Genomic DNA, 23758 nt, shown 5'->3' with positions numbered 1-23758 from the left:
TGTCATGAAGGCCACCCCACGCCCATTCGTGCCTGCGCTCGGCCTCCATAGCCTGACCGGGTTCTACGACGGCCTGATCGCCCGGTTCCTGGCCGAGGATGTCTGGAAGGCCCAGCTTGTCGCCACCATTGCGCCAAAGCCCGGCGACGTCATCGTCGATCTTGGATGCGGCACGGGCACGCTGGGGTTGCTGCTGAAGGCGGCTTCTCCCCAGACCACTGTTATCGGGATTGATCCGGACCCGGCGATGCTGGGCCGTGCCAGGGCCAAGGCCGCCGAAGGAAACCTCGACATCAGGTTCGTGCAGGCTTTCGCGGATGCCCTGCCGCTGGACAGCGGGTCCGCGACCGCGGTCGTATCAAGCCTCGTTCTCCACCACCTGGAGCAGCCCACCAAGCGGGCCGCGTTCACGGAGGCCTTCAGAGTCCTGCGCCCGGGAGGCCGCATCGTGATCGCGGACTGGGCCACCCCGGACAACCTCCTGATGCGGCTGGCCTATGTCTCCGTGCAGGTCTTCGACGGCTTCCCGAACACGCGCGACAACCTCCAGGGCCTCCTGCCCGTGCTGATGCGGCAGGCGGGGTTCGAGGACGTCCGCGAGGTGTATCGCCGCAGGACGATCTTCGGAAACCTGGCCTTCCTGCACGGCACGAAGCCATTTGGAGGCGACGCGCCATGAGTGCCCGACCGGTTGTCATCGTTCTTGGCCTGATCGCGCTCACGGCCGCCGTCGACCTTGGGACCAAGCTCCTCGCCTCCATGCATCTGGCCGACGCGGCAGAGCCCCTTGTCCCTTTCCTGAGCCTCTCGCTGGCATTCAACCGCGGCGTCAGCTTCAGCATGTTCTCGGCGGATACCGACACTGGGGTCACGATCCTGCTCATCGTGCAGGCGCTGGCGACCGCCTTCGTGACCTGGTTCGCGTTGCGGGCTCCGGATCCGGGCGAGCGCACCGGGTATGGCTTGATCGCCGGAGGCGCGCTGGGGAACCTGATCGACCGGGCGGCGGATGGGGCCGTGACCGATTTCCTCGACCTCCATCCCATGGCCTGGCGGCTTTTCACGTTCAACGTCGCCGACATCTTCATCTCCGCAGGCGTCGGCCTGCTCGTGATCGACGCCCTCCTGAAGTCCCGCGGACCGGCGGTCCGTCCCGAAACGGCCGTGCATGAAAGGCGCTCCGGATGAGTGACGACGATGACGACAAGATCCAGGATTACTCCCACGTCACCCCAGCCTACCGGCGGGCCCTGTGGACCGTCGTGGTGCTCAACGTCGGCTATGGGCTCGCCGAGATCGTGGCCGGGTTCGTCTCCGGATCACAGGCCCTGAAGGCGGACGCCCTCGACTTCCTCGGCGACGGAACGATCACGCTGCTCGGCCTGATCGCCATTGGGTGGAGCTTGGTCTGGCGGGCACGGTCCGCGCTTCTCCAAGGCGTCTTCCTCGGGCTCCTCGGCCTCGGCATCCTTGTCACCTCCGCGTACCGGGTTTTCGTGCTGCAGCAGCCCGAGGCCGAGATCATGGGCCTGTTCGGGGTGATCGCGCTCGTGGTCAACGTCGCCTCGGCCTGGGTCCTGCTGCCGCATCGGAGCGGGGACGCCAACGTCAGGGCGGTGTGGCTGTTCAGCCGGAACGATGCCATCGGCAACGTGGCGGTGATCATTGCCGCCGGCCTCGTCGCCTGGACCGCGACGCCGTGGCCTGACCTTGTTGTTGCCGTCGTCATCGCAGGGCTGTTCCTCCAGTCGTCCTGGGTCATCATCAAGGATGCCCGTCGCGACCTCAGAACCGCCCAAGCCTCGGCCTGACCGCTGCATCGTTCGGGCAAGGCGTCAGAGGAGGCCTCAGGCATCCTGTGGATCGCGGGTGAGCGGAAGCCGGACGCCTCAATCCTGCCGGACTTGAAGGCAACCTTTCATGCCGGTTGGCAGGCTTCCGCCGGTTCCTGTGCCTGCGGCAAGACAGCGTTAAAGCCAATCCCTTAGAAGAATGGGGAACCGTCCGGGATCAACCCTGGGCGCACAGAATGCGGGAATTCCCACGATGAAGCGTATTGCATTGGTTGCGGGCCTCGTGCTCGCGCTCGCCGCCTGCCAGGGCCAGGACATGTCCACGCGCCACCTGGCGCCGATCCCCGCCGCCACCATGGCGCTGATGGAAACGAAGGGCATGTCGAAGAACGACCCGATCCTGATGCGCTCCTACAAGAAGGAATCGGAGATCGAGGTCTGGAAGCGGGGCCGCGACGGCCGGTATGCGCTCCTCAAGACCTACCCGATGTGCCGCTGGTCGGGCCAGCTCGGGCCGAAGATCCGCGAGGGCGACCGCCAGGCCCCAGAAGGCTTCTACACGGTCACCCCGGCGCAGATGAACCCGAACTCGCAGCTCTACCTCTCGTTCAATCTCGGCTACCCGAATGAGTACGACCGCGCCCATGGCCGGACGGGGTCGCACCTGATGGTGCACGGCTCGTGCTCGTCGCAGGGGTGCTTCGCCATGACCGACGAGGCGATCTCGGAGGTCTATGCCCTCGCCCGCGAGGCCTTCGCAAGCGGTCAGCGTGGCTTCCAGTTCCAGTCCTATCCGTTCCGCATGACGGCGGAGAACTTGGCCAAGCACCGCCTGGACCCGAACATCGCCTTCTGGCGGAACCTCAAGGAGGGCTCCGACTACTTCGAGCTCGCCAAGCAGGAGCCGCAGGTTTCCGTGGCCAGCGGGCAGTATGCCTTCAGTGGGGACGCCTCGGTCATGGTGGCGGTCGCACAGAAGCGGCAGAGCGACGACCGGCAGGTGGGTGCGTTGGCGGCCAATGGCGTGCAGCCCGTCAAGCTGGTCTACGCCGACGGCGGGCAGCACGAGAGTTTCCGGCAGGCCTTGTACGGCGATCCAGGGCAGGGCGGCTCGCTTGCGGTCGACGCCAACGCCCGCAAGCGCCTCGGGGACGTCAGCCGTCCTGAGGCGCTGGCCGCCGGGCCACAGGAGGTCGTCCTCGCTGCCAACGGGAAGCCGCGGCAGGCCGCATCAACGACGCTCGCCTACTCCTCGCAAAGGCCACAAGGAGGCCGCATTCCCCCTGGCGCTCCCGTCACGCAGGCAGCCCCGGCAGCCGCCGCACCTACGCCGGCAGACCAGACGGGAAGCGGCGGAGGCTCCGTCCTTGAGCGTTTCCGGGGCCTGTTCGGCGGGTAGGGACTGCTGGGCGGTGACGGGAGCGCCCCACCTCAGCGCTAGGTTCGGCTTGCGCGTATGGTGGCCAAGAGGCACATCCGCCAAGAAGGACGCAGCCTACTTGAGTGCGGAGGGGTTCAATCGAATGCGCTGGCACGACACGCTATCCGGTTCCAAAAAGGGGCTGACGCGCAATTTTCGGACCGGTTTCCACGTGCGAGGCGTCAGGATAAGTCAGCTACGCTCAACCCATGTTAGGGCCGAGAAGGATCAACTCTGGTTTGAGTAGGGTTCCTCCCGGACCTTCTTTGCCCCTACGGTTCCGGCTCCTGAAGCGCTCGCCCCAGGTTGAGCGCTTCTTTTTTGTCCGAAGCTCGTTTCCTTGCACACGTCGAAATCGACCCGTGGCATCGCTCTTCTCAGGAAGAACAAAGATGAATTCAGCTTTGCTTACATGAACACAATATCAGCACAATGTTTTTTGGCGGTAATAACTTAGATTAAGAACGGATGTTAATTATTGTGCTATAAGAATATTATTATCAGCCACTGATCTTGGGCGCTGATGACTGAGAGAGACGTGCGCTCCCGCCTGCAACAGGAGGAGTGGCACATGCATGCTTCTTTCCATCCCCAAGCTTCCTTCGATCCCGATTACAATCCGATGATCCGCAAGCTGGAGAGCATTTTCACGCTCACCGATGACGAGCGGCGGGCGCTTGAGACCCTGCCGATGCAGCTTGCTGTTCTCAGGGACCATCAGGACATCGTGCGCGAGGGCGACCGTCCCTCCCGCTCCTGCCTGATCCTCGGTGGCTTTACCGCTACCTACAAGATCACCGCAGGCGGCAAGCGCCAGATCGTGGCTTTCGGCATCCCCGGTGACATTCCCGATTTGCAGAGCCTGCACCTGAAGGTTCTGGACGTCAGCATCGGCACCCTCACCCAGTGCCGGCTGGGATTCATCACCCATGACGACCTGCGTGATCTCTGCACCCGCTTCCCGCGCATTGCCGCCGCCTTCTGGCGTGAAACCCTGATTGAGGGGGCCATCTTCCGGGAGTGGGTGATCAACATCGGACGGCGCGAAGCCTACAGCCGCATGGCCCATGTGCTGTGCGAGTTCCTGGTGCGTCTCAGAGCTGTTGGCCTGGTCGAGGGTCATGCCTGCGACCTGCCGATCACCCAGGTCGAGTTCGCCGATGCGCTCGGCATCACGCCGGTTCACATCAACCGCGTTTTCCAGCAGATGCGGGCTGATGGTCTCATTGAACTGAAAGGCGAGCGGCTGAACATTCCTGACTGGGACCGGTTGAAGCACGTAGGAGAGTTCGACTCCACCTACCTGCACCTGGAGATCGACCAGGCCGTCGCATGAGCTTTACCCTTCAGCCGATCCGCGTCGCGACCGGCTTCGACGAGGAAGGCATGCTGGTCCTCGACGAGGAGCAGCGGCTTCTGGCGGTGTTGACCCACATCTCGGACGAGAACGAGGTTGCTCCGGGGCAGTGGTACCTGGAGGCAGGCTTTGGCCGGTTGGATGGGATCAACCAGCCGACCTTTGCCGATCTGGACGCAGCCCAGGCTTGGATCGGTCAGCGCCTCGCAAGCGGACAGTAGTGGCTTCCGCACGAGTATGATGCTTCAATTCTCAAAACGGCTTTCTGCGAAATTTTTGCCGTAAGTCATTGACGGGTATAGGACGCAGCGGTCTCGACACCAGGAAGGTCTCAAAATGGCACATCCCGGATGTAACCCGAATGTCGGCTCAAGCCGCGAACACCAGACGTTCGCGAAGGGCAGGTGATTTCGTGAGTTGAACCGTGGCCGACATTCATTGGCCCCATGTCCATGGCATGACAGCTCGAACGAGCATCCCACAGGGAGGCTGTCATGCCACGGCGACGTCTCGGTGCGTGCCTGGGTCTAACCTTGGCTTGCCTCTGGGGTGGCGCAGTCGCCGCCTCCGAGACGACACTCGACCTTGCCCTCGTGCTCGCCGTGGACGTGTCGTCCTCGATGGCGCCGGCCGAGCAGTCGCTTCAGCGCTCGGGTTTCATTGAGGCCTTCCGATCCCCGCCGGTCCACAAGGCCATCACAAGGGGAGCCCTCGGCCGCATCGCCGTCACTTACGTCGAATGGTCAGGAGCCGATGAGCAGACCGTTCTCGTGCCGTGGACCGTGATCGATGGGCCGGACGCGGCGCGGACCTTTGCGTCCGAGCTCAAGCGCCAGCCGATCCGGCAGGCGGGCCTGACCTCGATCTCCGGCGTGATCGGCTTCAGCATGAGGCTTTTCGCGGATCTCGCGGACAGGCCGGCGCGGCGGGTGATCGACATCTCGGGGGACGGCCCGAACAACGATGGTCCCAAGGTCAGACACGTGCGCGATCAGGCCGTGGCCGAGGGCATCACGATCAATGGACTGCCAATCCAGGTTCCGGGGTTGGTGAGCGCCTGGGAGTTCGGTGACCTGGACCGATACTACGCGGACTGCGTCATCGGAGGAGCCGGCGCGTTCATGATCCCGCTCCGCCAGGCCGATCAGTTCCCGTCCGTCATCAAGACAAAGGTCCTGCGCGAAATCGCCGGCCCTGGCCCGTCACCGCTGGTCCTTCACGCCGGAGCCCAGGCCGACTGCCTCACAGGCGAGAAGCGCCGCAAGGAAGAGGAGGCATGGGAAGGCGAGGGAAGCCCTTAGAGGCCATGTCGCCGGCTACGGGAATTCACCCGATCCACGTCTGGAGCTACTGGTTCGCCGTCATGGTCGGCGAGGTCCGGCCGCCGAGCGAGGCCCAGGCCGTGCCTTCGTCGCCTTCGCGCTTAATGTAGGTGTAGCCGGTCTTGTGCCACGGCAGGATGGCGTTGCGCTTGTTGTCGAGGATGAAGTCGCCGCGGTTCGTGCGCACCATCATGACCGCATGTCCCGCACCTTCCTCGTCGATGACGACGGTCATGCGCAGCGTCCGGCGCGGGAAGCCCGCCTCGACCAGCCGCTTGCGCTTGACCAGCTGGTAGTCCTCGCAGTCGCCGTAGCCGTCCTCGGCGAAGTCCCAGATGTCCTCGACGCCCCAGTGGTCCTTGTCGGTCTTCGCCTTGATGTCAGCGTTCACCTGCTGGTTGATCCGGTTGAGGGTCTGCCAGGCCTTGGCCGTGAGATCGACAGCGGCGGGCTCGGACGGATCGACCGCGCATTCCGCCGGGTTCTGCTCGCAGAAGCGGATCCAACCCAGGATCGGCTTGGCATTGCCGACCTTGGCAACCGGCTGGGACACGCCTGGCAGGATGCTTCCGGTCTGGGTCTGCGCCTGCGCTGCGGTTGCGACTGCGGTGAAGGCCAAGGCAGCGGCGCCGAGACGAATGAGGGTCCTCGTAAAAGGCCGAACGCTCAGAAGCCCGAAGAGAGGTTGCCGCATTGCCCCACCGATGTGCCGTTAATGATTTGTTCATCAAACCTGGCACGGCGGATCGGGCGATCTCAAGGCGAAAGTTAAACAAGGGTTAACAGGTCGCACCCGGGTTCGTTCCGTCCTTTCTTCAGCCGTGGCCTGCGCGCAATGTCGCGGCGGTGATCTCCAGACGGCCGCTGACGTCATCGAACCTCAGGGCGTAATGAACGTCAGCGCTGTCGAGATGCGCCTCGCCCACGCCAAGCGCGGCATCACCCAGCTCCAGCAACGCCTCACCCCGGCGCTCCACCGCCATCCCGGGATCGTAGGCGACCATGGTCGCCCCGAGCACGGTCAGGGTGTCGTCGATGAGCCTTGTCGCCGCCTCGTCGTCACCTTGGCGAAAGATCGCTGCGATCAGGATGCGCTCAGTGCCGGGACGGTCCGCCGGACCCGTGACGTCGACGTCGACCAGGCGCGCGGCGAAGCGGCAGCGCGTGCCGGCCTCACAGGAGGTCTGCCGGAGGCGGAGATCGGTGCCGGCCTGGTGCAGCGCCGCGTTGACGGCTTCCGCATACCGCTGCGGCGGAGCCTCGAACGGCCCGGCTGTTGCCTGGGAGGCAGAAGCGAACGCGGTGAGGAATAAGCCAAGGGCCAGTCGCATGGTCTCTCCGAAGGTTGCCGGCATCCAGCCCGAGCACCATGGCAGGCTCATGGCACGAGACCGAGGCCGTCCGGTCTGGTGCCTGTTCTCCCCATGCAATCGCAATCGATGCCGGCGGGCTGGCGAAGCCAAGGTCTGGGGCTTCGATTTGCCTCGCCATTTGTCACAGGCTCGTGAGAACGCCGTGCTTCCCAACCAGGGATTCGTGTGAGAGGTTCGCGCCATGAAGCCATGGCTCGCCATCACACGTCTGCTGCCGCTCCTCGCGGCCCTTGCACTCGTGCTTGCCCCGCTCGCCGCTCCCGCGGTGGCCGCCGGGATGATCGCGCCCATGGCGGCTGACGCCAGGATGGATCCGGCCTCCGCAGCCGATGGCATGGGGATGGCCGAGGTGCCGTGCTGCATGCCGACAGAGCCGTCGATGCCCGAAGGCTCGAAGGCCTGCCCGCTCGCGGCCTTCTGCCATGCGAAGATCGTCGAAGGTGTGTTGACCGCCAGCGCCGTGCTGCGTTGGTCCAGCCCTGCACAGACAGCGGCGCCCGGAAACGACGCCGCTCTGGAGACGCTGGCCCAAGCCCCGCCTGCGCGCCCTCCGCAAGCCTGAGAATCCCGCCGGCGCATGCGCCGGAAGCCGCGCGGCCATCGCCGCGCCGAGGCCGGCCCGCTGGGTCCTGGCCGCCGTTGACCTTGGGATCATCCGATAAAGCCGTCACTCCGCGCACACCCTCCTGTCCGTGCTCCTTTGCGGAACACCGGGATGGCTCGGAACCCCAACTGCAGATTTGATGATTGCACCCCGCCTGCGGGGGAAAGACACCCTGATGAAAAGACAATTCCTTCCCGCTCTTCTGTCCGCCCTGGCCATCGGCAGCCTGCCGTCGGCGCTGGCTCAGGCCCCTGAAACCTATCGCGCCGGCGCCATCGTGGTCGAGGCGCCATGGTCCCGCGCCACGCCCGGCGGGGCGAAGGTCGCCAGCGGCTACATGCGGATCACGAACAGCGGATCCGAGCCTGACCGCCTGGTCGGCGGCTCCACGGTCGTCGCCGAACGCTTCGAGGTGCACCGCTCCACGGTCGTCGACGGCGTCGCGCGCATGGAGCCCGTCACCGGGGGCCTGGAGATCGGCCCCGGCCAGACGGTCGAACTGAAGCCGGGCACCCTGCACGCCATGCTCGTCAACCTGCGGCAGGGACTGAAGCCGGGTGAGACGGTGAAGGGCATGCTCGTGTTCGAGAAGGCCGGCGTGCTCAAAATCGAATACCAGGTCGGCGGGATCGGCGCGCAGGCAGCCCCCGCCGCGGCCAACGCCCACCAGAACCACTGAGGACACCATGTCACCACTCAGGATCCTTCGCTGGGCCGCATGGGCGCTCGTCGCCGTCCTGCTGGTCCAGATGGGCGTCCTCGGCCTGCACTGGTATCGTGGGGAGAGGCTCATCCCCGGGCGCGAGCCCGTGGTCACGACGACCGGTGTGCCCGCCGTCGGCGGTCCGTTCTCGCTGGTCAACCACCGCGGCGAGCGCGTCACGCAGGACACCTTCAAGGGCAAGCCGACGGTGTACTTCTTCGGCTTTACCCACTGCCCGGAGGTGTGCCCGACCACGCTGTTCGAGATGAGCCAGCACCTCAAGCAGCTCGGCCCCGACGCCGACCGCCTCAACGTCGTCTTCGTCACGGTCGACCCGGAGCGGGACACGCCCGAGCTGCTGAAAACCTACATGGAAAGCTTCGACCCTCGGATCGTCGCGCTCACCGGCACGCCGGAGGAAGTGACCGCGGCGGCGAAGGCCTTCCGCGTCGCCTACCGCAAGGTCCCGACCGAGGGCGGCAGCTACACGATGGAACACTCGGCGTCGGTGATCGTGACCGATGCACAGGGTGGGTTCGTCAGCCTGATCGACTACCACGAAGACAAGGCAACGGCGCTCGCGAAACTCAAACGGGCGATCCGGGGATAGGACATGAGCCAAACCGCCACCACCCGTCACGTGACCATGCCCGATGGGCTGCTCACAACCTCAGGCCGTCACGCGTGGGCGTACCTGTTCGCCGCCTGGATCATCGCGCTCGCCGCGACCGCCGGAGCCCTGTTCATCGGGGAGGTCATGGGGCAGACGCCCTGTAACCTATGTTGGCACCAGCGGGTCTTTATGTTCCCGCTTGCCGTCATCCTGGCCGTGGCGACCTTCCGCGAGGATACCGGCATCTGGCGCTACGGCTTGCCTATCGCAGGGCTCGGGTGGCTCATCGCCGCCTTCCACTCGCTGCTCTACGCCGGGATCATCCCCGAGGCGATCAAGCCCTGCGGACAGGGGCCGTCCTGCTCCAGCGCCGACATGACCGTTCTTGGCCTGCCGCTCCCCTACCTGTCGCTCGCGGCCTTCACCGCCATCGCCGTTCTTCTCATTCCTGCCAGTCGAAAGAAATCCAATGTCTAAGCGCCTCCTTGTCATCCTGACCGCCCTGATCGTGGTCGCCGCCTTCGCCGGTGGTGCCTTCCTGTATGACCGCTCCGGCAAGGGCGCCGAGCCTGCTTCCGCGGCCACCGCCGCCAACGGCACCCTGGTCCGGCCGCACTCGCCGATCATCGGCCCACCGGAGGCCCCGGTCACCATCGTGGAGTTCTTCGATCCGATGTGCGAGGCCTGCCGGGCCTTCTATCCCATCGTCAAGCAGATCATGGCGGACTTCCCGAAGGACGTGCGCCTGGTCCTGCGGTACACCCCCTTTCACAAGGGGGCCGACACCGCGGTCCGGATCCTGGAGACGGCGCGCGCCCAGGGACGGTTCGAGCCGGTTCTCGAAGCTCTGATGGCCACCCAGCCGGAATGGGCCGCCCACGGCGCGCCCGATCTCGACAAGGCCTGGGGCTACGCCAAGGTCGCCGGCCTCCAGGTGCAGCGCGCCCAGGGCGAGGCCTCCTCGCCCGAGATCACCCGTGTCCTGGAGCAGGACATCGCGGACGTGAAGGCCAACAACGTGCAGCAGACGCCGACCTTCTTCGTCAACGGCAAGCCGCTGACCAGTTTCGGGCCGCAGCAGCTCCGCGACCTGGTCCAGCGCGAGGTCGACCAGGCACGGAAGGGGTCATGATCCCCCGTATGCCTACGTTCTCCGCAAGGAGGGCCGCCGCGGCTTTGTGCGGCGGCCCCACGATAGATTGAAGGTTCGATGCTCAGCGTCTCCGTCCCGGCCGCCATGCTCGGTGGTCTCATCAGCTTCCTGAGCCCCTGCGTGCTGCCGCTGGTGCCGCCCTACCTGTCGTTCCTGGCCGGCACGACCTTCGACCGGCTGAACGCGGGCGACAGCGCCGTCCGCTGGCGGGCGGTGCTGGCCGCACTCATGTTCGTCGCCGGCTTCTCCACCGTGTTCGTCCTGCTCGGCGCGACGGCCTCGGCGCTCGGACAGGTGATCCGCCAATACCTTGATGTCCTGAGCACGGTGGCCGGCATCGCCATCATCGTGATGGGTCTGCATTTCCTCGGCGTCTTCCGCATCGGGCTGTTCTACAGAGAGGCGCGCTTCAGCGTCGCCAAGCCAGTCGGCCTCTGGGGCGCCTATGCGATGGGGCTCGCCTTCGCCTTCGGCTGGACGCCCTGCATCGGCCCCGTGCTCGCGGCGATCCTGACGGTGGCCGGGTCGGAGCAGAGCGTCGCCCAAGGGGCCCTGCTGCTCGCCGCCTACTCCGCAGGCCTTGGCATCCCGTTCCTGCTCGCCGCGTTCGCCATGAGGCCCTTCATTGCCCTTCTCAAGGGCATGCGCTCACGCTTCCCGCTGGTGGAGAAGACGATGGGCGGCCTCCTCGTGCTGACCGGCATTGCCTTCCTGACGGGCTGGATCACCAACATGTCGTATTGGCTTCTGGAGACCTTCCCGGCTCTTGCCACGCTGGGCTGAGAGGTCGTCACGACCGCCCCGTCCGGCGAGCCGGCGGGCCTGTCCGGCATCACCAGTTTCCAAGCGGTCAATTGGGCCGGGGCGTCTCAGGCGGCGGGGAGGGTGCCATCGGACTTGTGGGAGCACCCTGCTGCATGTCGGGCATGTTCTGCATTCCCGGCATGTTCTGCATGCCGCCGGACTGTCCGGGCTGGGGCTGCATCATCGCCATGTTCCGGCAGCAGGGGCACATGCTGCCCACGGACTGGCCCGGCTGCGCGGGCTGGGTCATGCCTGGTTGCTGGGCCTGCGCGGTGGTCGTCGGCGTGCCGCACATCATGGGGCTGGCCATGGCGGTCGAGCCTGTGGTCTGGGCCGCCGCCTGATGCATCGGGCAAGCGAGGACCGGGGTGGCGGCGAACCCCGCCGCGGCGGCGATGACCAGGGTAAGCTTCCTCATGGTGCGTTCCTCCAGCTGTGCTCCGGGACAGGTTCGCGCCATTCACGAACTCCGGCAACTCGCAATGTGGTGAGCGGCAGCCCTAGAGGCCCGGCCCCTTGGCGGCGCCGAAGATCCGGCCCGGCTTTCCGTCCTGCGACTGCTGGAGCAGCACCACATAAGCGTCGGCCCCCTGCGATTTGGTCGCCTCCAAGGGCACCCGGAAGCTGGCGCGAGGCCCGGACCAGGGCCCAAGGGAGATCATCCCGCGCACCACGTTGACGTAGGTTTCGGTCCGCCCGGCGTTCTCCCCGCGATGGATCGGCACCTGGACGCTCCGCCGAATGGGCAGCAGCCAGACCGTCGCCTCCCCGGTGCCCGCGCCGACATCGACGGCGATCACGCCGTCGTCCTCCCTCACGCCGACGGCAACGGGAGCCTGGCCGTGGGTGGCGTGGTGGATCGCGTCCATAACCTGGTCCCGCGCGGAACCGACGGAGGACAGGACGCCGTTGACGACCAGTTCGGGCGTGTGGACACGGCGGACGCCCCGGGCGAGCGCATAGCCTTTCTGCCGTGCGGTGAACAGCGGATCGGCGAGGGTGTCCTTCCAGCCCATGTAGTCCCAGTAACTCACGGGGAGGCTCAGCACGATCAGGGCAGGGTCCTGCGCCAACTCGCCCAGGAGCTGCTTGGCGGGGCCGCAGGCGGAGCAGCCCTGGCTGACATAAAGTTCGAGGACCGCCTGCGGCCGGGGCGAGGCGACAGCCTGGCCCACGAGGAGGGCGCAGACGGCGGCGAGGAGGACGGTCCAGGATCTCGGAGGGTTTCGCATGTGGGCAGCTCACCACGGCCCGCGGCGCCTGGGACAATCACGTTTTCTCGACGGACGCCCTTTGGGGTGGACATCCGTCCGGTTCCGTCGGCCCACACGCTGGTAGGAGCGGCTCGAAGCGTTATTCATGGTGTGGATTACGATTGGTCAACGGCTGCCGCGTCGCCACGACGGGCGCGGCAGCCCCATGCAGGGATCTCAGGATGTCTTTCAGTGCCGCCATTGCCCGCCTCGTCTTCCTCGCCGCGCTCGTTCCGCCTTCCACGGCGCTGGCCCAGCCCGCTTCGTTCACGCCGGACCAGCGCGAGGCCATCGGCGGGATCGTCCGGGAGTATCTCCTCAAGAACCCCGAGGTGCTGCAGGAGGCCTTCACCGAGCTCCAGCGACGGCAGCAGGTGGCCGAGCAGGCGGGCCGGGCGGAGGTCCTGACCTCCGAGCGCGGCAAGCTGGAGAACTCGCCCAATGACTTCGTGCTCGGCAACCCGCAGGGTGACGTCACAATGGTCGAATTTCTCGACTACAACTGCGGCTACTGCAAGCGCGCCGTGGCCGACGTGAAGGCGCTCATCAAGGCCGATCCCAAGCTGCGGGTGGTGATCAAGGACTTCCCGGTGCTTGGGCCGGGGTCCGTCGAGGCCAGCCGCGTCGCGCTGGCGGCCAAATCGCAGCTCACCGGCGACAAGCTCTACGAGTTCCACACCCGGCTGATGGAGAAGCGCGGCCAGGCCAACGGCGACTCCGCCAAGGCCGTGGCCAAGGAGCTGGGTCTCGACATGTCCCGCCTGGAAAAGGATCTGCAAAGGGACGGGATCAACGCGACGCTGCAGGAGAACATGGAGCTGGGGGAAAGGCTGGGGATCAACGGCACGCCTGGCTTTGTCATCGGGAATGAGGTTATTGCGGGTGCCGTCGGGGTCGAGCCACTGAAGCAGGTCATCGCGAACACACGCAAGTAAAGGTGCGGACCAACGCCCTTATTGACCAACGAGGATGGAGCCAAGCCGGCATTGCAGGAACAACGGCTTGGCCCATGTGATCTCCTGCGTGTTCGTTCCCTACCGCACAGAGTTCCCCACATGGCCGTCACCCCTTCAACGTTTCGTATCAGGCTCGCGGCTCTCACGCTGCTCGTCGCTGGGACGGCGGTCGCCCACGAGAAGGCAACTGGGGTTGTGGCCGCGCGGATGAAGGCTATGGAGGACACGGCCGCCCAGGCCAAGGCCCTCGACCGCGCCCTCAAGGCGGCCTCGCTCAATGCCGCGGACGTCCGTGCGCGCGCAGAGAGCATCCATGCCAACGCCCATGACCTCCTGGCCATGTTCCCGCCCGGAAGTGATCAGGGTCACACCTACGCCGGACCGGAGATCTGGACGCAACGGGACGTCTTCGAACGACTGACCCGGGCTTACGATGTCGCTACCGAAAAGCTCGTCGAGGTCGCGCGCACGAAGGCGTTGCCTGAATTGCGCGAGCAGTTCGGGGTGGTCAGGCGCCAGTGCCTCGACTGTCATGAGAAGTTCCGAGCCCCGGGCGCTGAGCGGAGGCATTAGGCGGGCCCACCAAGCAACGGAGACCCTCGGCCGTCCTGGCCAGAAGGGACGCCATGACGCTGATTGCCAATGGCGCCACGGAAGTCCTCTATTTCACCTTGTCCTGCGAGACGTCCATGATCAACCGCGTGGCCAGGTATCCATTCAGCTCCGCCGGCAGCGCCAGGCCCATGCCGCGTCCGGCCTTGAGGTCGGCGATCTGCTCGTCGGACAGCGACTTGACCGAACGCGTCTCCAATCCGGCATAGGGCGCGGGGGAGGCATGCTGGGCCTGGGCGGCGCCAACGGCAGCGAGCGTTGCGGCAATCACGATCCAGGTGCGGGACATCGATTGATCTCCTGGCAAGAGACAGGTCAGAGCAGGCGTGCCCCCTCGTAGCGGGCGAAGGTCCTCTGGCCTGATGGCCCAAACAATATGACGTCGTAGGTGTCATTCTCAACACCTGTGACCTCCATGCCGGGCGATCCAACCGGCATGCCAGGGACGGCCAAGCCCTTTGCCTGGGGCTTCTCAACCAGCAGGCGCTTGACTGCGTCCGCCGGCACGTGTCCCTCGATGACATAGCCACCAACCTCTGCCGTGTGGCAGGAGGCGAGGTCGTCCGGGACGCCTAGGCGAACCTTGACCCGGTTGACCTGGGGCGTGGTGACGACCTCGACGGGGAAGCCGGCGGCCTTCATGTGCTCGACCCAACCGCCGCAGCAGCCGCAGTTCGGGTCCTTTGTGACCACGACCTTCGGCAGGGCGGCCTGGGCGAAGGAAGGCCCTGCCGTGAGGGCCGCACCGGCGGCACCGAGTACAGTCAGGAAGCGGCGGCGGTCGAGCATGGGGTTCTCCTTCAGGCTGCGGTCGGAGTGTAGCCGGCCTCCGACACAAGGGCCCTGATCGAGATCAGGTCGGTGCTGCCGCGGACGGATACAAGCTTGGAGGCCGGATCCGCCTCGACGCTCGTTCCGGGCAGGCCCGTCTCGATGGCCTTCTTGATGGTGCCGGCGCAGTGGCCGCAGGTCATGTCCTCGACCCGCAGGGTCAGGGCGTCCGGGTGATGGGACACGGTCTGATCGTTCTGGGACTGGTGGGTGCTGCATCCGCACATGGTGCTTACTCCGTTTCGTGATGACGATGCGGGCACCCTGCACCTTCCCATGATGGCAAGGTCAAGAGGCGACTTGAACCCTGCACTCCAAGGATCCCTGGCCGGGTTAGGGGAACCCGACGCCGAAGGTCGCCGTTGGGCCGATGATCATAGGGATGACGCCTTGCATGACCTGATCCGCCTGATGCTCAGCCGCCTGACGGTTGCGTTGCTGGCCTTCGGCCTCGCCAGCGCGCCGCTGTATGCGGCTGTCCAGGCGGGAACCTTTGATCATGGATCATCCGCCCATGCGGTGCAGACCACGCACACATCCCATGGCCAGTCCGATCACCACCACAGCGGTGCCTCCAAGCCCTATGCGGCCGGCCAATTCTGCTGCCATCCCGGCTGCATCATGGCTGTCTTCCCTGTGCCCGCGAACCTGGCGCAGGGCGTGCCGCTGTCCGAGGTGGTCCCGATCCCGCCGGACCTGACGCGCGTGCCGGCCATGCTGTTCAGCATCGACCGCCCACCGAAACACGCCTGATCCAGAGTGAAGCGGCCATGCCGCTTGCGATGAAAGCCGGCCCGTTGGCGCGTCAGGCGCCGCGTCCGCATGGGCTGAAGACTTCACCGCGCCTGATCAGGAGAACACCATGCACCAGATGTCGTCCGAGATGCAGTCCTGCATCGACGAGTGCCTGCGCTGCTACCAGACCTGCCTCGGCATGGCGATGAACCACTGCCTAGAGCAGGGCGGCAAGCACGTGGAGCCCGGCCACATGCGCATCATGATGGCCTGCGCCGAGATCTGCCGGACCTCGGCCCATTTCATGTTGATCGGAACGCCTCACCACAAGCACACCTGCCGCGAGTGCGCGGAGATCTGCGAGGAGTGCGCCCGGTCCTGCGAACAGGTCGGCGACATGCAGGAGTGCGTGGACCAGTGCCGTCGCTGCGCCGAGAGCTGCCGCAAGATGGCGGCCTGAACGTACTCATCCTCTAAACACAACGAAAGGATACAAACATGACCACCCGAATGATCGCTCTCGCGGCCGCCTTCGTTTCCGCCGGCACCTTTGGTGCGCTGGCCCAGCAGAACCAGCCACAGCAACAGATGCAGCACCCCTCGGGCGGCCAGATGGCCATGTCAACCGAAGGCCTGCCGGACGAATGCCGGACGGCGGTCCAGGCCAGCGGGCCGATGCCGAACATGCAGGGCATGGACATGTCAGGCATGATGCAGAACATGCAGGGCATGATGGCCAACATGAACGAGGCCCAGAAGGGCTACATGCAGTCCATGATGAAGATGCACGGCCCGATGATGGCCGCCCACATGATCAAGGACTCTGACATCGCCTTTGTCTGCGGGATGATCGCCCACCATCAGGGCGCCATCGACATGGCCGACGTGGTCCTCAGGACCGGCGACAACGCCGAGGCCAAGAAGATGGCCGAGAAGACCAAGAAAGAGCAGGGGCAGGAGATTGCCGAGATGAAGGAGTGGCTCTCCAAGAACGCAAAGAAGGAGGGAAGCAACTGACGTCCGGCACTTCCAGCCGGCAGTGAAAGGGTGGTGCCCGCTGACCAAGGGCGATCAGCGGGCACCACGAAGACCGGGGCTTGACCTTCCCATGATGGGAGGGTCTAGACCGCCTGTCGAACATCGAATCCGTAGTCTCAAGGAGACAAGCGATGGCCGACGACAAGCAGCACGTTCACCACGATGGGCACAGCGAACACACCCATGGGCACAACCGCGGGCATGGCGCTCACGTCCATGTGGCCGGTCCGGCGGGCCATGAGCACCACCATCACGGTCATCCTGAGCCGGCGGCCCATGGCCATAAGGTGAAGGATCCGGTCTGCGGGATGTGGGTCGATCCCCACAGCACCCCGCACAAGGCCGAGCACAACGGCCATCCCTACTATTTCTGCTCCTCGGGCTGTAAGTCGAAGTTCGTGGCCGAGCCCGCGCAGTACGTCGAGCCGGCAGCGGCCAGGAAGGCCGAGCCTGTTCCCGAGGGCACGATCTACACCTGCCCGATGCATCCCGAGATCCGTCAGGTCGGCCCCGGCTCCTGCCCGATCTGCGGCATGGCGCTCGAACCGGTCCTCGTGAGCGCGGAGGCGACGCCGAACGCCGAACTCATCGACATGACCCGCCGCTTCTGGATCGGCCTTGTGCTGACCGTGCCGGTGTTCGCACTGGAGATGGGAGCCCACCTCACCGGTCTCGATCATCTGATCGCGCGCGGCACGTCAAACTGGATCCAACTCGCATTCGCCACGCCGGTTGTGCTCTGGGCCGGCTGGCCGTTCTTCGTGCGCGGCTGGCAGTCGCTCGTGAACCGCAGCCTCAACATGTTCACCCTGATCGCCATGGGCACCGGGGTGGCCTGGGTCTACAGCGTCATCGCGACGCTGATGCCCGACATCTTCCCGGCCGCCTTCCGCGGCCATGACGGTTCGGTCGCCGTGTACTTCGAAGCCGCGGCGGTCATCACGGTCCTCGTCTTGCTGGGACAGGTGCTCGAACTCCGCGCCCGGGAGAACACAAGTGGCGCGATCCGGGCGCTCCTTGATCTGGCGCCCAAGACGGCCCGCCTGATCCGGGCCGACGGCTCCGAGGAGGAGGTCCAGCTCGACGCGGTCCATGTCGGCGACCGCCTGCGGGTCCGCCCGGGTGAGAAGGTTCCAGTCGACGGCGCCGTCGTCGATGGCCGCAGCTCCATCGACGAGTCGATGGTCACGGGCGAGTCCATGCCCGTGACGAAGTCCGTCGGTGACACGGTGATCGGCGGCACCATGAACCAGTCCGGTGGCCTGGTCATTGAGGCCCGGAAGGTCGGCCGTGACACGATGCTGTCGCAGATCGTCCAGCTTGTGGCCGAGGCTCAGCGCAGCCGGGCCCCAATCCAGCGCCTGGCCGACCAAGTCTCCGGCTACTTCGTGCCTGCGGTGATCGTGGTGGCTCTCCTGGCCTTTGCCGCCTGGGCAATCTGGGGACCCGATCCCCGTCTGGCGTTCGGCCTTGTGGCCGCCGTCTCTGTGCTCATCATCGCCTGCCCGTGTGCCCTTGGCCTCGCGACGCCGATGTCGATCATGGTGGGCGTCGGACGGGGCGCCCAAGCCGGCGTCCTGATCAAAAACGCCGAAGCGTTGGAGCACATGGAGAAGGTCGACACCTTGGTCGTCGACAAGACTGGCACGCTGACGGAGGGCAAGCCCGCCGTCACCGCCATCGTTCCCGGTGAAGGCTTTGGCGAAACCGAGATCCTGCGTCTGGCCGCCAGCGTCGAACGGGCGAGCGAGCACCCGCTGGCTCTTGCCATCGTGGCCGCTGCTGACACCAGGAAGGTCACCACCGCGCCAGTGGGCGAGTTCGACTCCCCCACTGGCAAGGGAGCCTTGGGAGCCGTCGAGGGACGTCGCGTCGTGCTCGGCAACGCCAAGTTCCTGGCTGAGCATGGTGTCGATGTCGCTCCGCTGACCAAGGCGGCCGATGATCTGAGGCGGGACGGCGCCACAGCGATCTTTGCCGGGGTTGATGGTCGGCCCGCCGGCATTCTGGCCATTGCCGATCCGGTGAAGGCCTCGACCCCCGAGGCTTTGGCGGCCTTGAAGCAGGAGGGCATCCGGGTCGTGATGCTCACGGGCGACAACCGCACGACGGCGGAGGCCGTGGCCCGCAAGCTCGGGATCTCTGAGGTCGAGGCGGAGGTCCTGCCGGAGCAGAAGAGCGCGGTGGTCGAGAAGTTCAAGCGCGAGGGTCGGGTCGTCGCCATGGCTGGCGACGGGGTCAACGACGCCCCGGCTCTGGCAGCGGCAGATGTCGGCATTGCCATGGGATCGGGAACGGACGTTGCGATTCAGAGCGCGAGCGTGACCCTGCTTAAGGGCGACCTGACCGGGATCGTCCGGGCACGGCGGCTGTCGCAGGCGGTAATGGGCAACATCCGCCAGAACCTGTTCTTCGCCTTCATCTACAACGCACTCGGCGTACCGGTGGCGGCGGGCGTGCTCTACCCGGTGTTCGGGATTCTGCTGTCACCGATCATCGCCGCGGCAGCGATGGCTCTCTCATCGGTGAGTGTCATCGCAAATGCCCTACGTCTCCGGGCCGCCAGGTTGTAAATTGGGAAGCGCGCTTGTTGGCCTGGAAGCCAGGCCGTTCAACTGCTCCAAGTTTCCAGGAGGGGCAGTTGAATGGGCCTCGGCTGGTAAGACTCTACAGGGGTCCTCGACTCGTTGCGTACCATTCAATGTCTTCGCACAGCGAACTCATTCATCAAGGCCGGACATCATCATAGCGGCAGGGGAAACCTGACGCTGGTACGGGTGCCCTTCTCGACCGGCTCCCGCTCCACCTGCCCATCGAGCTGGTTGGCAAAGGCGTCGATGAGCTGAAGGTCGAGCCCGCCCTTGCGGGGCGGTCCCATGCCGCGTCCATTGTCCTCAACCGCAAGGCTGGCCTCACCGAGTTCGAACCGTGTCGTGAAGCTAACCCGGATCGTGCCGCCGTCGTCATCGAAGGCGTACTTCAGCGAGTTGGTGACCAACTCGTTGACGATCAGCCCGGCCGCCACGGCTCGATCCAGCGGAAGCAGCGCTCCGCGCTCGGCCTCAACCTCGATGCTCACCGTCTCCCGCTGCGGGTCGATGTTGGCGCACAGGGCCCGCAGGTAATCGCCGAACTCCACGTTGCTGATGCCGGCCTCGAACGAGAGCTGATCCTGGGCCAGGGCAATCGCATGCACCCGGTCCATGACGCTGACGAAGCGGTCCCGGTCCTCCTGCGTCGAGGCGTGACGGCGTTGCAGGGCCAGAAACGAGATGATGGTTTGAAGGTTGTTCTTCACCCGGTGCTGGAACTCGCGCAGAAGCACCTCGGCAAAGGACTTCTCCCGGGCATGTCCTGCTGCCGCCTCCGCCGCCTTGGTCTCGGTTTCCAGCCGCAGCAGGGCTACGCCCAGGATGTTGGCCATCGTGGACAGGAAGGTCACGTCCCCTTCGTCAAAGGTGCGCGGCTCCTCTGCGTCTACCTCCAGCACGCCCCAGGTGCGCCCGTCGATCCGCACCGGCACGTTTACGAGCGAGACGATGCCATGCTCGCGCAGGCTCGGGTGCATGCGGAACTCAGGGTCGTTCGGCAGGTCCTCGACAATCACGGGAGCAGCCGTCTGCATGCATCGACCAGCGACGGAGCTGTTGTCGAGGGCAAAGGTCGTCTGGCCCGCCGCGCCAGGTTTCCAGCCCACTCCTGCCACCATCAGCAGGTCACCATGATCCGGGCGGTAGCACAGCACCTTCACGTGCCTGATGTGGGTGACACGGGAGACCTGGGCAGTGACGTAGTGCAGGAGCCTCTCACGCGGCAGAATCTCGGACGCCACACGGCCGAAGGCGGCGAGCGCCCGCTGGTACTCGTGCATGCGCTTCAGTTCAGGGCTGTGACCCTCGCTCCTCTTGGGCATCATGCCTCCTGTTCAGATGCCCATTGGGGCTGTCTTGCTGCAAGGCTGGAAAAGCTCGGCGGCTGGGTCTGGTTCCAGAAGGAAACGTTGGCCAGGTTGTCTCGGCCGATCCGCGCCTACTTAGGAGGCATTGTTTGAGATCTTAGCCTTAGGAACAAAGACCGTTGCTCCCTCTTTCATCGAGCATGCCTGGCCCGAACCCTCATCCACGTGCTCTTATTCTGGTCGTCGAAGACGAGGCACTCGTTCGGATGACCCTCGTGGATGTGCTGGAGGATGCCGGCTTCAAGGTGATCGAAGCCGCCCATGCGGACGAGGCGCTTCGGGTTCTGAGTGCCGTCACAGGCATCCATGCCGTCGTCACCGACGTGGAGATGCCGCGCGGCAGCATCAACGGCTTCGAGCTGGCCCGGCGGGTCCGTTCGGAGCGCGAGGACATCGGGATCCTGATCGCCTCAGGTCGTGCCGCGCCCAAGTCAGGCGACCTGCCGGAGGGAGCCCTGTTCCTCGGCAAGCCTGTCCATCCCGAGACGCTCGTGCGGCTCCTCAAGACGCTCCTGACCTCCGATCAGACATGACAGGACGATGACGGCCTGTTCCTTTGGTCATGAACAAATCGCTCATGCTTGCCGCTCAGCCCGAGCTTCTGCTCTGGGACCGGAGACGGACATCCGTCGCAAGCCCCACCAGGCCTTCTCTGCCATGTGGGCGACGCTCTTGATCTTAACCAGCCGATCATCGGACACATGTGCGTGACGAAAACATAACGAGCACACAACGCGCTATGACTACCTCTATCCGAGAGATGGTTGCTGCTCTTTCGCCGTACGCCGACAGACATTGCGGCAACAATTCCGGAAAGTCCGCGACAGAGACCTAGAACCATCCGAAGGTCAGGGCCGCCACCGCGAAATAACGGGCCATCTTGGCCACCGCCACAATGGCGATAAAGATCGGAAAAGGCTCGCGCAGGACGCCGGCGACGATGGTGAGCGGATCACCGATGAAAGGAAGCCAGCTCAGCAGCAGGGACCAGCGCCCGTAGCGATGATACCAAGTCTCGGCCCGCTCGATCTTGGCCCGCTTGACCGGGAACCAGGGCCGGTCCTCGAAGGTGGCGAGCAGGCGTCCCAGCAGCCAGTTCGCCGCAGAGCCCAGAGTGTTGCCGACGCTCGCCACGAGCACGAGCAGCCACCACGTGTAGTGCTCCGAGACGAGGAGCCCGAACAGCACCACCTCGGACTGGAATGGCAGGACCGTTGCGGACAGGAACGCCGCCGCGAACAAACCGCCGTACTCCAGGACATGGTTCAATGCACGGTTCCTTCCTGGACGGTGGCCCCGGCTTCAGTGAACCGGACGGACAGGATGTCCGGCACGTCCTCATCGCCAGGGCGCCGCTCGACCGGACGGGCATCGAGCCGGGCGCGTCGGGAGGGCGTCAGCAGCCGCAGGAACCGCTTTGAGGCAACGACGCCCAGGTTAGCCTGCTTGGATCGCCGCTCCATCCGCGGCAGGGCGTTCATCGCAGGTCCGAGCACCGTGAACTCGGCGCGGCGTCCGTCATCGAAGACGCCGGCGAGGACAGGACCGCAGTGGAGCGTGGCGATGACATGCGTGCCCGACGGCATCTCGTCGTGGCTGCGCCAAGTGTTCAGGGGGCGCAGGATCTCGTTGGCTGCGTCGAAAGCCCGGGCCGCCTGGTCCTCGGGCGAGCCGTCGAGGAACACGGCGAGCACACCATCTCCCAAGTACTTGTCAACGATGCCGCCGTGGCGTGAGACCGCGTCGTGGACGAAGCGCCGGAATGCCATCAAATCATTGATGACCTCGCGGCCCGGCCGTTCCCGGGTGAGCGCGGAGAAGCCGCGGATGTCGACGGCCAGCAGACAGGCATGGCGCTCGGCGACCTCCGCCGCCTCCTCACTGGCCACCACCTCGGCGGCGATCCCCTCGGGCAGGAAGCGCGACAGGAGCATCCGGTCCCATCGCGCCTTCAGCACGGCCGCCCAAGCCAGCCGTGTCCGATGCACCGCGTAGAGAACAAAACCCGCCGCCACCGCGAACGACAGAAACCCGAGCGTCTGCCGGAACGCGAAGGCGGGCGTGGGCCCAGTCGCGGGAAGTGACGCGGAATGCGTGAGCAGGGCAAGCGCCGCGAGCCAACCTCCGGCCACGATCCCGGCAAAGGCGGCGACAAGATCACGGCGCAGTCTCATCCCGGTCTGGATGAGGAGGAGAATGGCCGGAAGCAGGCTGACCGCGTCCGTCGCGAGGAAGAGATCGTGGGCATCGCGCGGCAAGTGGTCGGCAATGACATAGACCGCCAGCACCGCGTCGGTCACCGTGGCAGCCCACGGCAGCCATCGACCGCCGATGGAAAAGCGTGACACGAAAGCCAGCACGACAGTCGTCAGGCAGTAGACCACCAGCACGATCCAGTGACCTTCCCGGTGGCCATGGCCGTATTCGAGGAAGGCTCCGGCCCCGAGGATCGCCAGGACCAGAAGCCGCGGCACCAGGGCGCGACGGTCGAAGTCGTTCTCCAGGTACTCGGGCAGCCCGCCGGCCGGGTGCCGACCAGGGACGGGCCTGCCTGGGCCATCGCTCTCCGGCGGGCGCGGATCCCGGCGGCGGATCAGGTTCAGCATCCGGTGCCGTTGCGTGGCTGCCCCGGGCCCCCATCGGCGATCTTTGCGGTGTCCGGACCGGCACTCCGGGTCGAGCCGGTGGCGCCGGGACCGACATGGAGCGTCAACGGGCTCTCATAGGAGCCGAGAACCAGGCGCGCAGGAACTGTCGTGTCCGGCTCAAGGTCCCGAGCAAGGGGCCCGACCTCGATCCAGACCTTGCGGCCATCCAGGCTCTCGGTGGCGCCCGACCTGACCGGCAGCGTCCCAATCTCGCCGGTGTGTCCCTGGCCGAATGATCCCATGATCCGCGACGGCTCCCCATCCGGCAGGCGCAGCCCCGTGATCAGAACGCGGTCCTCTCCGGAGTTCTCGACCGAGAAGGTGACGATGGCCGTTTCACCGGCCCGGGCCGGGGTGGCGGCGACCTGCGTGATCGTGACATCGCCGAAGACGGCTCCCTCGTCGTCAGCCCTGGCGGAGCACGGCTGCAGGATGGAATAGGCTGCCATGGTCGCAACAGCCGCCCCGACGGCAACGAACCGCTTCATCGCATGCATAGAGGTTTCCTTGTTGTTGTTCTTGGATGCCGCCGGCCGCCGGCCGCCGCGGCGACTCCGAAAGCGCGGCGGCCGGCGACGGTCTGGC

General features: G+C 65.7%; 31 protein-coding genes. 20 read left to right on the top strand and 11 right to left on the bottom strand.

The window, feature by feature from the left end:
* Window positions 1–4: 4 nt before the first annotated feature.
* The 7 genes from JQC81_RS04310 to JQC81_RS04280 all read left to right on the top strand — a co-directional run bounded on the left by JQC81_RS04310 (window position 5) and on the right by JQC81_RS04280 (window position 5871).
* Entirely contained in the window at window positions 5–679 is a 675-nt protein-coding gene (locus JQC81_RS04310) for a class I SAM-dependent methyltransferase (RefSeq protein WP_203270487.1), read from the top strand.
* A complete protein-coding gene (lspA, locus tag JQC81_RS04305; protein ID WP_203270486.1) occupies window positions 676–1188 on the top strand; it encodes a signal peptidase II in 513 nt (170 codons plus the stop codon). The genes JQC81_RS04310 and lspA overlap by 4 nt, the downstream gene beginning before the upstream one ends.
* Window positions 1185–1811 carry a cation diffusion facilitator family transporter gene (locus JQC81_RS04300; protein WP_203270485.1) on the top strand — a complete coding sequence of 209 codons (627 nt, stop codon included), beginning with the start codon at window positions 1185–1187 and terminating at the stop codon, window positions 1809–1811. The genes lspA and JQC81_RS04300 overlap by 4 nt, the downstream gene beginning before the upstream one ends.
* Window positions 1812–2046: 235 nt before the next feature.
* Window positions 2047–3192, top strand: a complete 1146-nt coding sequence (locus JQC81_RS04295; protein WP_203270484.1) for a L,D-transpeptidase family protein — start codon at window positions 2047–2049, stop codon at window positions 3190–3192.
* Between the two features lie 592 nt (window positions 3193–3784).
* Window positions 3785–4549: a Crp/Fnr family transcriptional regulator gene (locus JQC81_RS04290; protein WP_203270483.1), complete on the top strand. Its 765-nt coding sequence runs from the start codon at window positions 3785–3787 to the stop codon at window positions 4547–4549.
* On the top strand, window positions 4546–4791 hold the full coding sequence (locus tag JQC81_RS04285) for a hypothetical protein (RefSeq protein WP_203270482.1): 246 nt from the start codon (window positions 4546–4548) through the stop codon (window positions 4789–4791). Before JQC81_RS04290 ends, JQC81_RS04285 begins: the two co-directional genes overlap by 4 nt.
* Window positions 4792–5064: 273 nt before the next feature.
* Window positions 5065–5871 (top strand): DUF1194 domain-containing protein, encoded by an 807-nt coding sequence (locus JQC81_RS04280; protein ID WP_203270481.1) that lies wholly within the window; start codon window positions 5065–5067, stop codon window positions 5869–5871.
* Between the two features lie 46 nt (window positions 5872–5917).
* Here the strand turns inward: JQC81_RS04280 and JQC81_RS04275 are convergent, their stop codons facing one another.
* Both JQC81_RS04275 and JQC81_RS04270 read right to left on the bottom strand, forming a co-directional pair.
* Window positions 5918–6586, bottom strand: a complete 669-nt coding sequence (locus JQC81_RS04275) for a transglutaminase-like cysteine peptidase (protein ID WP_203270480.1) — start codon at window positions 6584–6586, stop codon at window positions 5918–5920.
* Window positions 6587–6707: 121 nt separating this feature from the next.
* Window positions 6708–7223 carry a hypothetical protein gene (locus JQC81_RS04270; protein WP_203270479.1) on the bottom strand — a complete coding sequence of 172 codons (516 nt, stop codon included), beginning with the start codon at window positions 7221–7223 and terminating at the stop codon, window positions 6708–6710.
* 223 nt (window positions 7224–7446) lie between these two features.
* Here JQC81_RS04270 and JQC81_RS04265 point away from each other — a divergent pair, with 223 nt between their 5' ends.
* The 6 genes from JQC81_RS04265 to JQC81_RS04240 all read left to right on the top strand — a co-directional run bounded on the left by JQC81_RS04265 (window position 7447) and on the right by JQC81_RS04240 (window position 11121).
* Window positions 7447–7827 carry a hypothetical protein gene (locus JQC81_RS04265; protein ID WP_203270478.1) on the top strand — a complete coding sequence of 127 codons (381 nt, stop codon included), beginning with the start codon at window positions 7447–7449 and terminating at the stop codon, window positions 7825–7827.
* A 217-nt stretch (window positions 7828–8044) separates the two neighbouring features.
* The gene (locus JQC81_RS04260) at window positions 8045–8548 is read left to right on the top strand and encodes a copper chaperone PCu(A)C (RefSeq protein WP_203270477.1); all 504 of its coding nucleotides are present in this window, start codon (window positions 8045–8047) and stop codon (window positions 8546–8548) included.
* Between the two features lie 7 nt (window positions 8549–8555).
* On the top strand, window positions 8556–9182 hold the full coding sequence (locus JQC81_RS04255; RefSeq protein ID WP_203270476.1) for an SCO family protein: 627 nt from the start codon (window positions 8556–8558) through the stop codon (window positions 9180–9182).
* A gap of 3 nt (window positions 9183–9185) precedes the next feature.
* A complete protein-coding gene (locus JQC81_RS04250) occupies window positions 9186–9662 on the top strand; it encodes a disulfide bond formation protein B (protein ID WP_246520225.1) in 477 nt (158 codons plus the stop codon).
* Window positions 9655–10317: a DsbA family protein gene (locus JQC81_RS04245; RefSeq protein WP_203270475.1), complete on the top strand. Its 663-nt coding sequence runs from the start codon at window positions 9655–9657 to the stop codon at window positions 10315–10317. Before JQC81_RS04250 ends, JQC81_RS04245 begins: the two co-directional genes overlap by 8 nt.
* A gap of 78 nt (window positions 10318–10395) precedes the next feature.
* Window positions 10396–11121 (top strand): cytochrome c biogenesis CcdA family protein, encoded by a 726-nt coding sequence (locus tag JQC81_RS04240; protein ID WP_203270474.1) that lies wholly within the window; start codon window positions 10396–10398, stop codon window positions 11119–11121.
* A 67-nt stretch (window positions 11122–11188) separates the two neighbouring features.
* On the opposite strand, the gene JQC81_RS04235 is transcribed toward JQC81_RS04240, so the two are convergent.
* Window positions 11189–11560, bottom strand: coding sequence for a hypothetical protein (locus tag JQC81_RS04235; protein WP_203270473.1), 372 nt, complete (start codon window positions 11558–11560; stop codon window positions 11189–11191).
* An 82-nt stretch (window positions 11561–11642) separates the two neighbouring features.
* Window positions 11643–12374 carry a DUF1223 domain-containing protein gene (locus JQC81_RS04230; RefSeq protein WP_203270472.1) on the bottom strand — a complete coding sequence of 244 codons (732 nt, stop codon included), beginning with the start codon at window positions 12372–12374 and terminating at the stop codon, window positions 11643–11645.
* A gap of 203 nt (window positions 12375–12577) precedes the next feature.
* On the opposite strand from JQC81_RS04230, the gene JQC81_RS04225 reads away from it, so the two are divergent.
* Window positions 12578–13330, top strand: coding sequence for a DsbA family protein (locus JQC81_RS04225; RefSeq protein ID WP_203270471.1), 753 nt, complete (start codon window positions 12578–12580; stop codon window positions 13328–13330).
* A 120-nt stretch (window positions 13331–13450) separates the two neighbouring features.
* Window positions 13451–13924, top strand: a complete 474-nt coding sequence (locus JQC81_RS04220) for a c-type cytochrome (RefSeq protein WP_203270470.1) — start codon at window positions 13451–13453, stop codon at window positions 13922–13924.
* 88 nt (window positions 13925–14012) lie between these two features.
* Here JQC81_RS04220 and JQC81_RS04215 read toward each other — a convergent pair whose 3' ends face one another.
* From JQC81_RS04215 to JQC81_RS04205, 3 genes are read right to left on the bottom strand one after another with little or no spacing between them, the layout of a single operon-like run.
* Window positions 14013–14252, bottom strand: coding sequence for a hypothetical protein (locus tag JQC81_RS04215; protein ID WP_203270469.1), 240 nt, complete (start codon window positions 14250–14252; stop codon window positions 14013–14015).
* A 26-nt stretch (window positions 14253–14278) separates the two neighbouring features.
* The gene (locus JQC81_RS04210; protein WP_203270468.1) at window positions 14279–14752 is read right to left on the bottom strand and encodes a DUF411 domain-containing protein; all 474 of its coding nucleotides are present in this window, start codon (window positions 14750–14752) and stop codon (window positions 14279–14281) included.
* 11 nt (window positions 14753–14763) lie between these two features.
* Window positions 14764–15021, bottom strand: a complete 258-nt coding sequence (locus tag JQC81_RS04205) for a heavy-metal-associated domain-containing protein (RefSeq protein ID WP_203270467.1) — start codon at window positions 15019–15021, stop codon at window positions 14764–14766.
* A gap of 163 nt (window positions 15022–15184) precedes the next feature.
* Between JQC81_RS04205 and JQC81_RS04200 the strand changes: the two genes are divergently transcribed.
* The 4 genes from JQC81_RS04200 to JQC81_RS04185 all read left to right on the top strand — a co-directional run bounded on the left by JQC81_RS04200 (window position 15185) and on the right by JQC81_RS04185 (window position 19140).
* On the top strand, window positions 15185–15547 hold the full coding sequence (locus JQC81_RS04200) for a hypothetical protein (RefSeq protein ID WP_203270466.1): 363 nt from the start codon (window positions 15185–15187) through the stop codon (window positions 15545–15547).
* A gap of 109 nt (window positions 15548–15656) precedes the next feature.
* Window positions 15657–15989, top strand: a complete 333-nt coding sequence (locus tag JQC81_RS04195; RefSeq protein WP_203270465.1) for a four-helix bundle copper-binding protein — start codon at window positions 15657–15659, stop codon at window positions 15987–15989.
* A 38-nt stretch (window positions 15990–16027) separates the two neighbouring features.
* Complete coding sequence (locus JQC81_RS04190) at window positions 16028–16546, top strand: DUF305 domain-containing protein (protein WP_246520224.1); 519 nt, start codon at window positions 16028–16030, stop codon at window positions 16544–16546.
* A gap of 152 nt (window positions 16547–16698) precedes the next feature.
* The gene (locus tag JQC81_RS04185; protein WP_203270464.1) at window positions 16699–19140 is read left to right on the top strand and encodes a heavy metal translocating P-type ATPase; all 2442 of its coding nucleotides are present in this window, start codon (window positions 16699–16701) and stop codon (window positions 19138–19140) included.
* Window positions 19141–19310: 170 nt separating this feature from the next.
* Here the strand turns inward: JQC81_RS04185 and JQC81_RS04180 are convergent, their stop codons facing one another.
* Window positions 19311–20480, bottom strand: a complete 1170-nt coding sequence (locus JQC81_RS04180) for a sensor histidine kinase (RefSeq protein ID WP_203270463.1) — start codon at window positions 20478–20480, stop codon at window positions 19311–19313.
* 185 nt (window positions 20481–20665) lie between these two features.
* Here JQC81_RS04180 and JQC81_RS04175 point away from each other — a divergent pair, with 185 nt between their 5' ends.
* The gene (locus JQC81_RS04175; RefSeq protein WP_203270462.1) at window positions 20666–21058 is read left to right on the top strand and encodes a response regulator; all 393 of its coding nucleotides are present in this window, start codon (window positions 20666–20668) and stop codon (window positions 21056–21058) included.
* A 298-nt stretch (window positions 21059–21356) separates the two neighbouring features.
* Here the strand turns inward: JQC81_RS04175 and JQC81_RS04170 are convergent, their stop codons facing one another.
* From JQC81_RS04170 to JQC81_RS04160, 3 genes are read right to left on the bottom strand one after another with little or no spacing between them, the layout of a single operon-like run.
* Window positions 21357–21794 carry a YqaA family protein gene (locus JQC81_RS04170; RefSeq protein ID WP_203270461.1) on the bottom strand — a complete coding sequence of 146 codons (438 nt, stop codon included), beginning with the start codon at window positions 21792–21794 and terminating at the stop codon, window positions 21357–21359.
* Entirely contained in the window at window positions 21791–23131 is a 1341-nt protein-coding gene (locus tag JQC81_RS04165) for an adenylate/guanylate cyclase domain-containing protein (protein ID WP_203270460.1), read from the bottom strand. The genes JQC81_RS04170 and JQC81_RS04165 overlap by 4 nt, the downstream gene beginning before the upstream one ends.
* Window positions 23125–23670, bottom strand: a complete 546-nt coding sequence (locus JQC81_RS04160) for a hypothetical protein (RefSeq protein WP_203270459.1) — start codon at window positions 23668–23670, stop codon at window positions 23125–23127. The genes JQC81_RS04165 and JQC81_RS04160 overlap by 7 nt, the downstream gene beginning before the upstream one ends.
* Between the last annotated feature and the right edge of the window lie 88 nt (window positions 23671–23758).

Source organism: Microvirga arabica, assembly GCF_016811235.1.
GTDB lineage: Bacteria > Pseudomonadota > Alphaproteobacteria > Rhizobiales > Beijerinckiaceae > Microvirga > Microvirga arabica.
This window is presented reverse-complemented; position numbering and strand designations above follow the sequence as displayed.

Excerpts from the sequence above, each read along its gene's own strand:
- JQC81_RS04310 (WP_203270487.1), top strand. The coding sequence starts at position 5 with ATGAAGGCCACCCCACGCCCATTCGTGCCTGCGCTCGGCCTCCATAGC.
- lspA (WP_203270486.1), top strand. The coding sequence starts at position 676 with ATGAGTGCCCGACCGGTTGTCATCGTTCTTGGCCTGATCGCGCTCACG.
- JQC81_RS04300 (WP_203270485.1), top strand. The coding sequence starts at position 1,185 with ATGAGTGACGACGATGACGACAAGATCCAGGATTACTCCCACGTCACC.
- JQC81_RS04295 (WP_203270484.1), top strand. The coding sequence starts at position 2,047 with ATGAAGCGTATTGCATTGGTTGCGGGCCTCGTGCTCGCGCTCGCCGCC.
- JQC81_RS04290 (WP_203270483.1), top strand. The coding sequence starts at position 3,785 with ATGCATGCTTCTTTCCATCCCCAAGCTTCCTTCGATCCCGATTACAAT.
- JQC81_RS04285 (WP_203270482.1), top strand. The coding sequence starts at position 4,546 with ATGAGCTTTACCCTTCAGCCGATCCGCGTCGCGACCGGCTTCGACGAG.
- JQC81_RS04280 (WP_203270481.1), top strand. The coding sequence starts at position 5,065 with ATGCCACGGCGACGTCTCGGTGCGTGCCTGGGTCTAACCTTGGCTTGC.
- JQC81_RS04275 (WP_203270480.1), bottom strand. The coding sequence starts at position 6,586 with ATGCGGCAACCTCTCTTCGGGCTTCTGAGCGTTCGGCCTTTTACGAGG.
- JQC81_RS04270 (WP_203270479.1), bottom strand. The coding sequence starts at position 7,223 with ATGCGACTGGCCCTTGGCTTATTCCTCACCGCGTTCGCTTCTGCCTCC.
- JQC81_RS04265 (WP_203270478.1), top strand. The coding sequence starts at position 7,447 with ATGAAGCCATGGCTCGCCATCACACGTCTGCTGCCGCTCCTCGCGGCC.
- JQC81_RS04260 (WP_203270477.1), top strand. The coding sequence starts at position 8,045 with ATGAAAAGACAATTCCTTCCCGCTCTTCTGTCCGCCCTGGCCATCGGC.
- JQC81_RS04255 (WP_203270476.1), top strand. The coding sequence starts at position 8,556 with ATGTCACCACTCAGGATCCTTCGCTGGGCCGCATGGGCGCTCGTCGCC.
- JQC81_RS04250 (WP_246520225.1), top strand. The coding sequence starts at position 9,186 with ATGAGCCAAACCGCCACCACCCGTCACGTGACCATGCCCGATGGGCTG.
- JQC81_RS04245 (WP_203270475.1), top strand. The coding sequence starts at position 9,655 with ATGTCTAAGCGCCTCCTTGTCATCCTGACCGCCCTGATCGTGGTCGCC.
- JQC81_RS04240 (WP_203270474.1), top strand. The coding sequence starts at position 10,396 with ATGCTCAGCGTCTCCGTCCCGGCCGCCATGCTCGGTGGTCTCATCAGC.
- JQC81_RS04235 (WP_203270473.1), bottom strand. The coding sequence starts at position 11,560 with ATGAGGAAGCTTACCCTGGTCATCGCCGCCGCGGCGGGGTTCGCCGCC.
- JQC81_RS04230 (WP_203270472.1), bottom strand. The coding sequence starts at position 12,374 with ATGCGAAACCCTCCGAGATCCTGGACCGTCCTCCTCGCCGCCGTCTGC.
- JQC81_RS04225 (WP_203270471.1), top strand. The coding sequence starts at position 12,578 with ATGTCTTTCAGTGCCGCCATTGCCCGCCTCGTCTTCCTCGCCGCGCTC.
- JQC81_RS04220 (WP_203270470.1), top strand. The coding sequence starts at position 13,451 with ATGGCCGTCACCCCTTCAACGTTTCGTATCAGGCTCGCGGCTCTCACG.
- JQC81_RS04215 (WP_203270469.1), bottom strand. The coding sequence starts at position 14,252 with ATGTCCCGCACCTGGATCGTGATTGCCGCAACGCTCGCTGCCGTTGGC.
- JQC81_RS04210 (WP_203270468.1), bottom strand. The coding sequence starts at position 14,752 with ATGCTCGACCGCCGCCGCTTCCTGACTGTACTCGGTGCCGCCGGTGCG.
- JQC81_RS04205 (WP_203270467.1), bottom strand. The coding sequence starts at position 15,021 with ATGTGCGGATGCAGCACCCACCAGTCCCAGAACGATCAGACCGTGTCC.
- JQC81_RS04195 (WP_203270465.1), top strand. The coding sequence starts at position 15,657 with ATGCACCAGATGTCGTCCGAGATGCAGTCCTGCATCGACGAGTGCCTG.
- JQC81_RS04190 (WP_246520224.1), top strand. The coding sequence starts at position 16,028 with ATGACCACCCGAATGATCGCTCTCGCGGCCGCCTTCGTTTCCGCCGGC.
- JQC81_RS04185 (WP_203270464.1), top strand. The coding sequence starts at position 16,699 with ATGGCCGACGACAAGCAGCACGTTCACCACGATGGGCACAGCGAACAC.
- JQC81_RS04180 (WP_203270463.1), bottom strand. The coding sequence starts at position 20,480 with ATGCCCAAGAGGAGCGAGGGTCACAGCCCTGAACTGAAGCGCATGCAC.
- JQC81_RS04175 (WP_203270462.1), top strand. The coding sequence starts at position 20,666 with ATGCCTGGCCCGAACCCTCATCCACGTGCTCTTATTCTGGTCGTCGAA.
- JQC81_RS04165 (WP_203270460.1), bottom strand. The coding sequence starts at position 23,131 with ATGCTGAACCTGATCCGCCGCCGGGATCCGCGCCCGCCGGAGAGCGAT.
- JQC81_RS04160 (WP_203270459.1), bottom strand. The coding sequence starts at position 23,670 with ATGCATGCGATGAAGCGGTTCGTTGCCGTCGGGGCGGCTGTTGCGACC.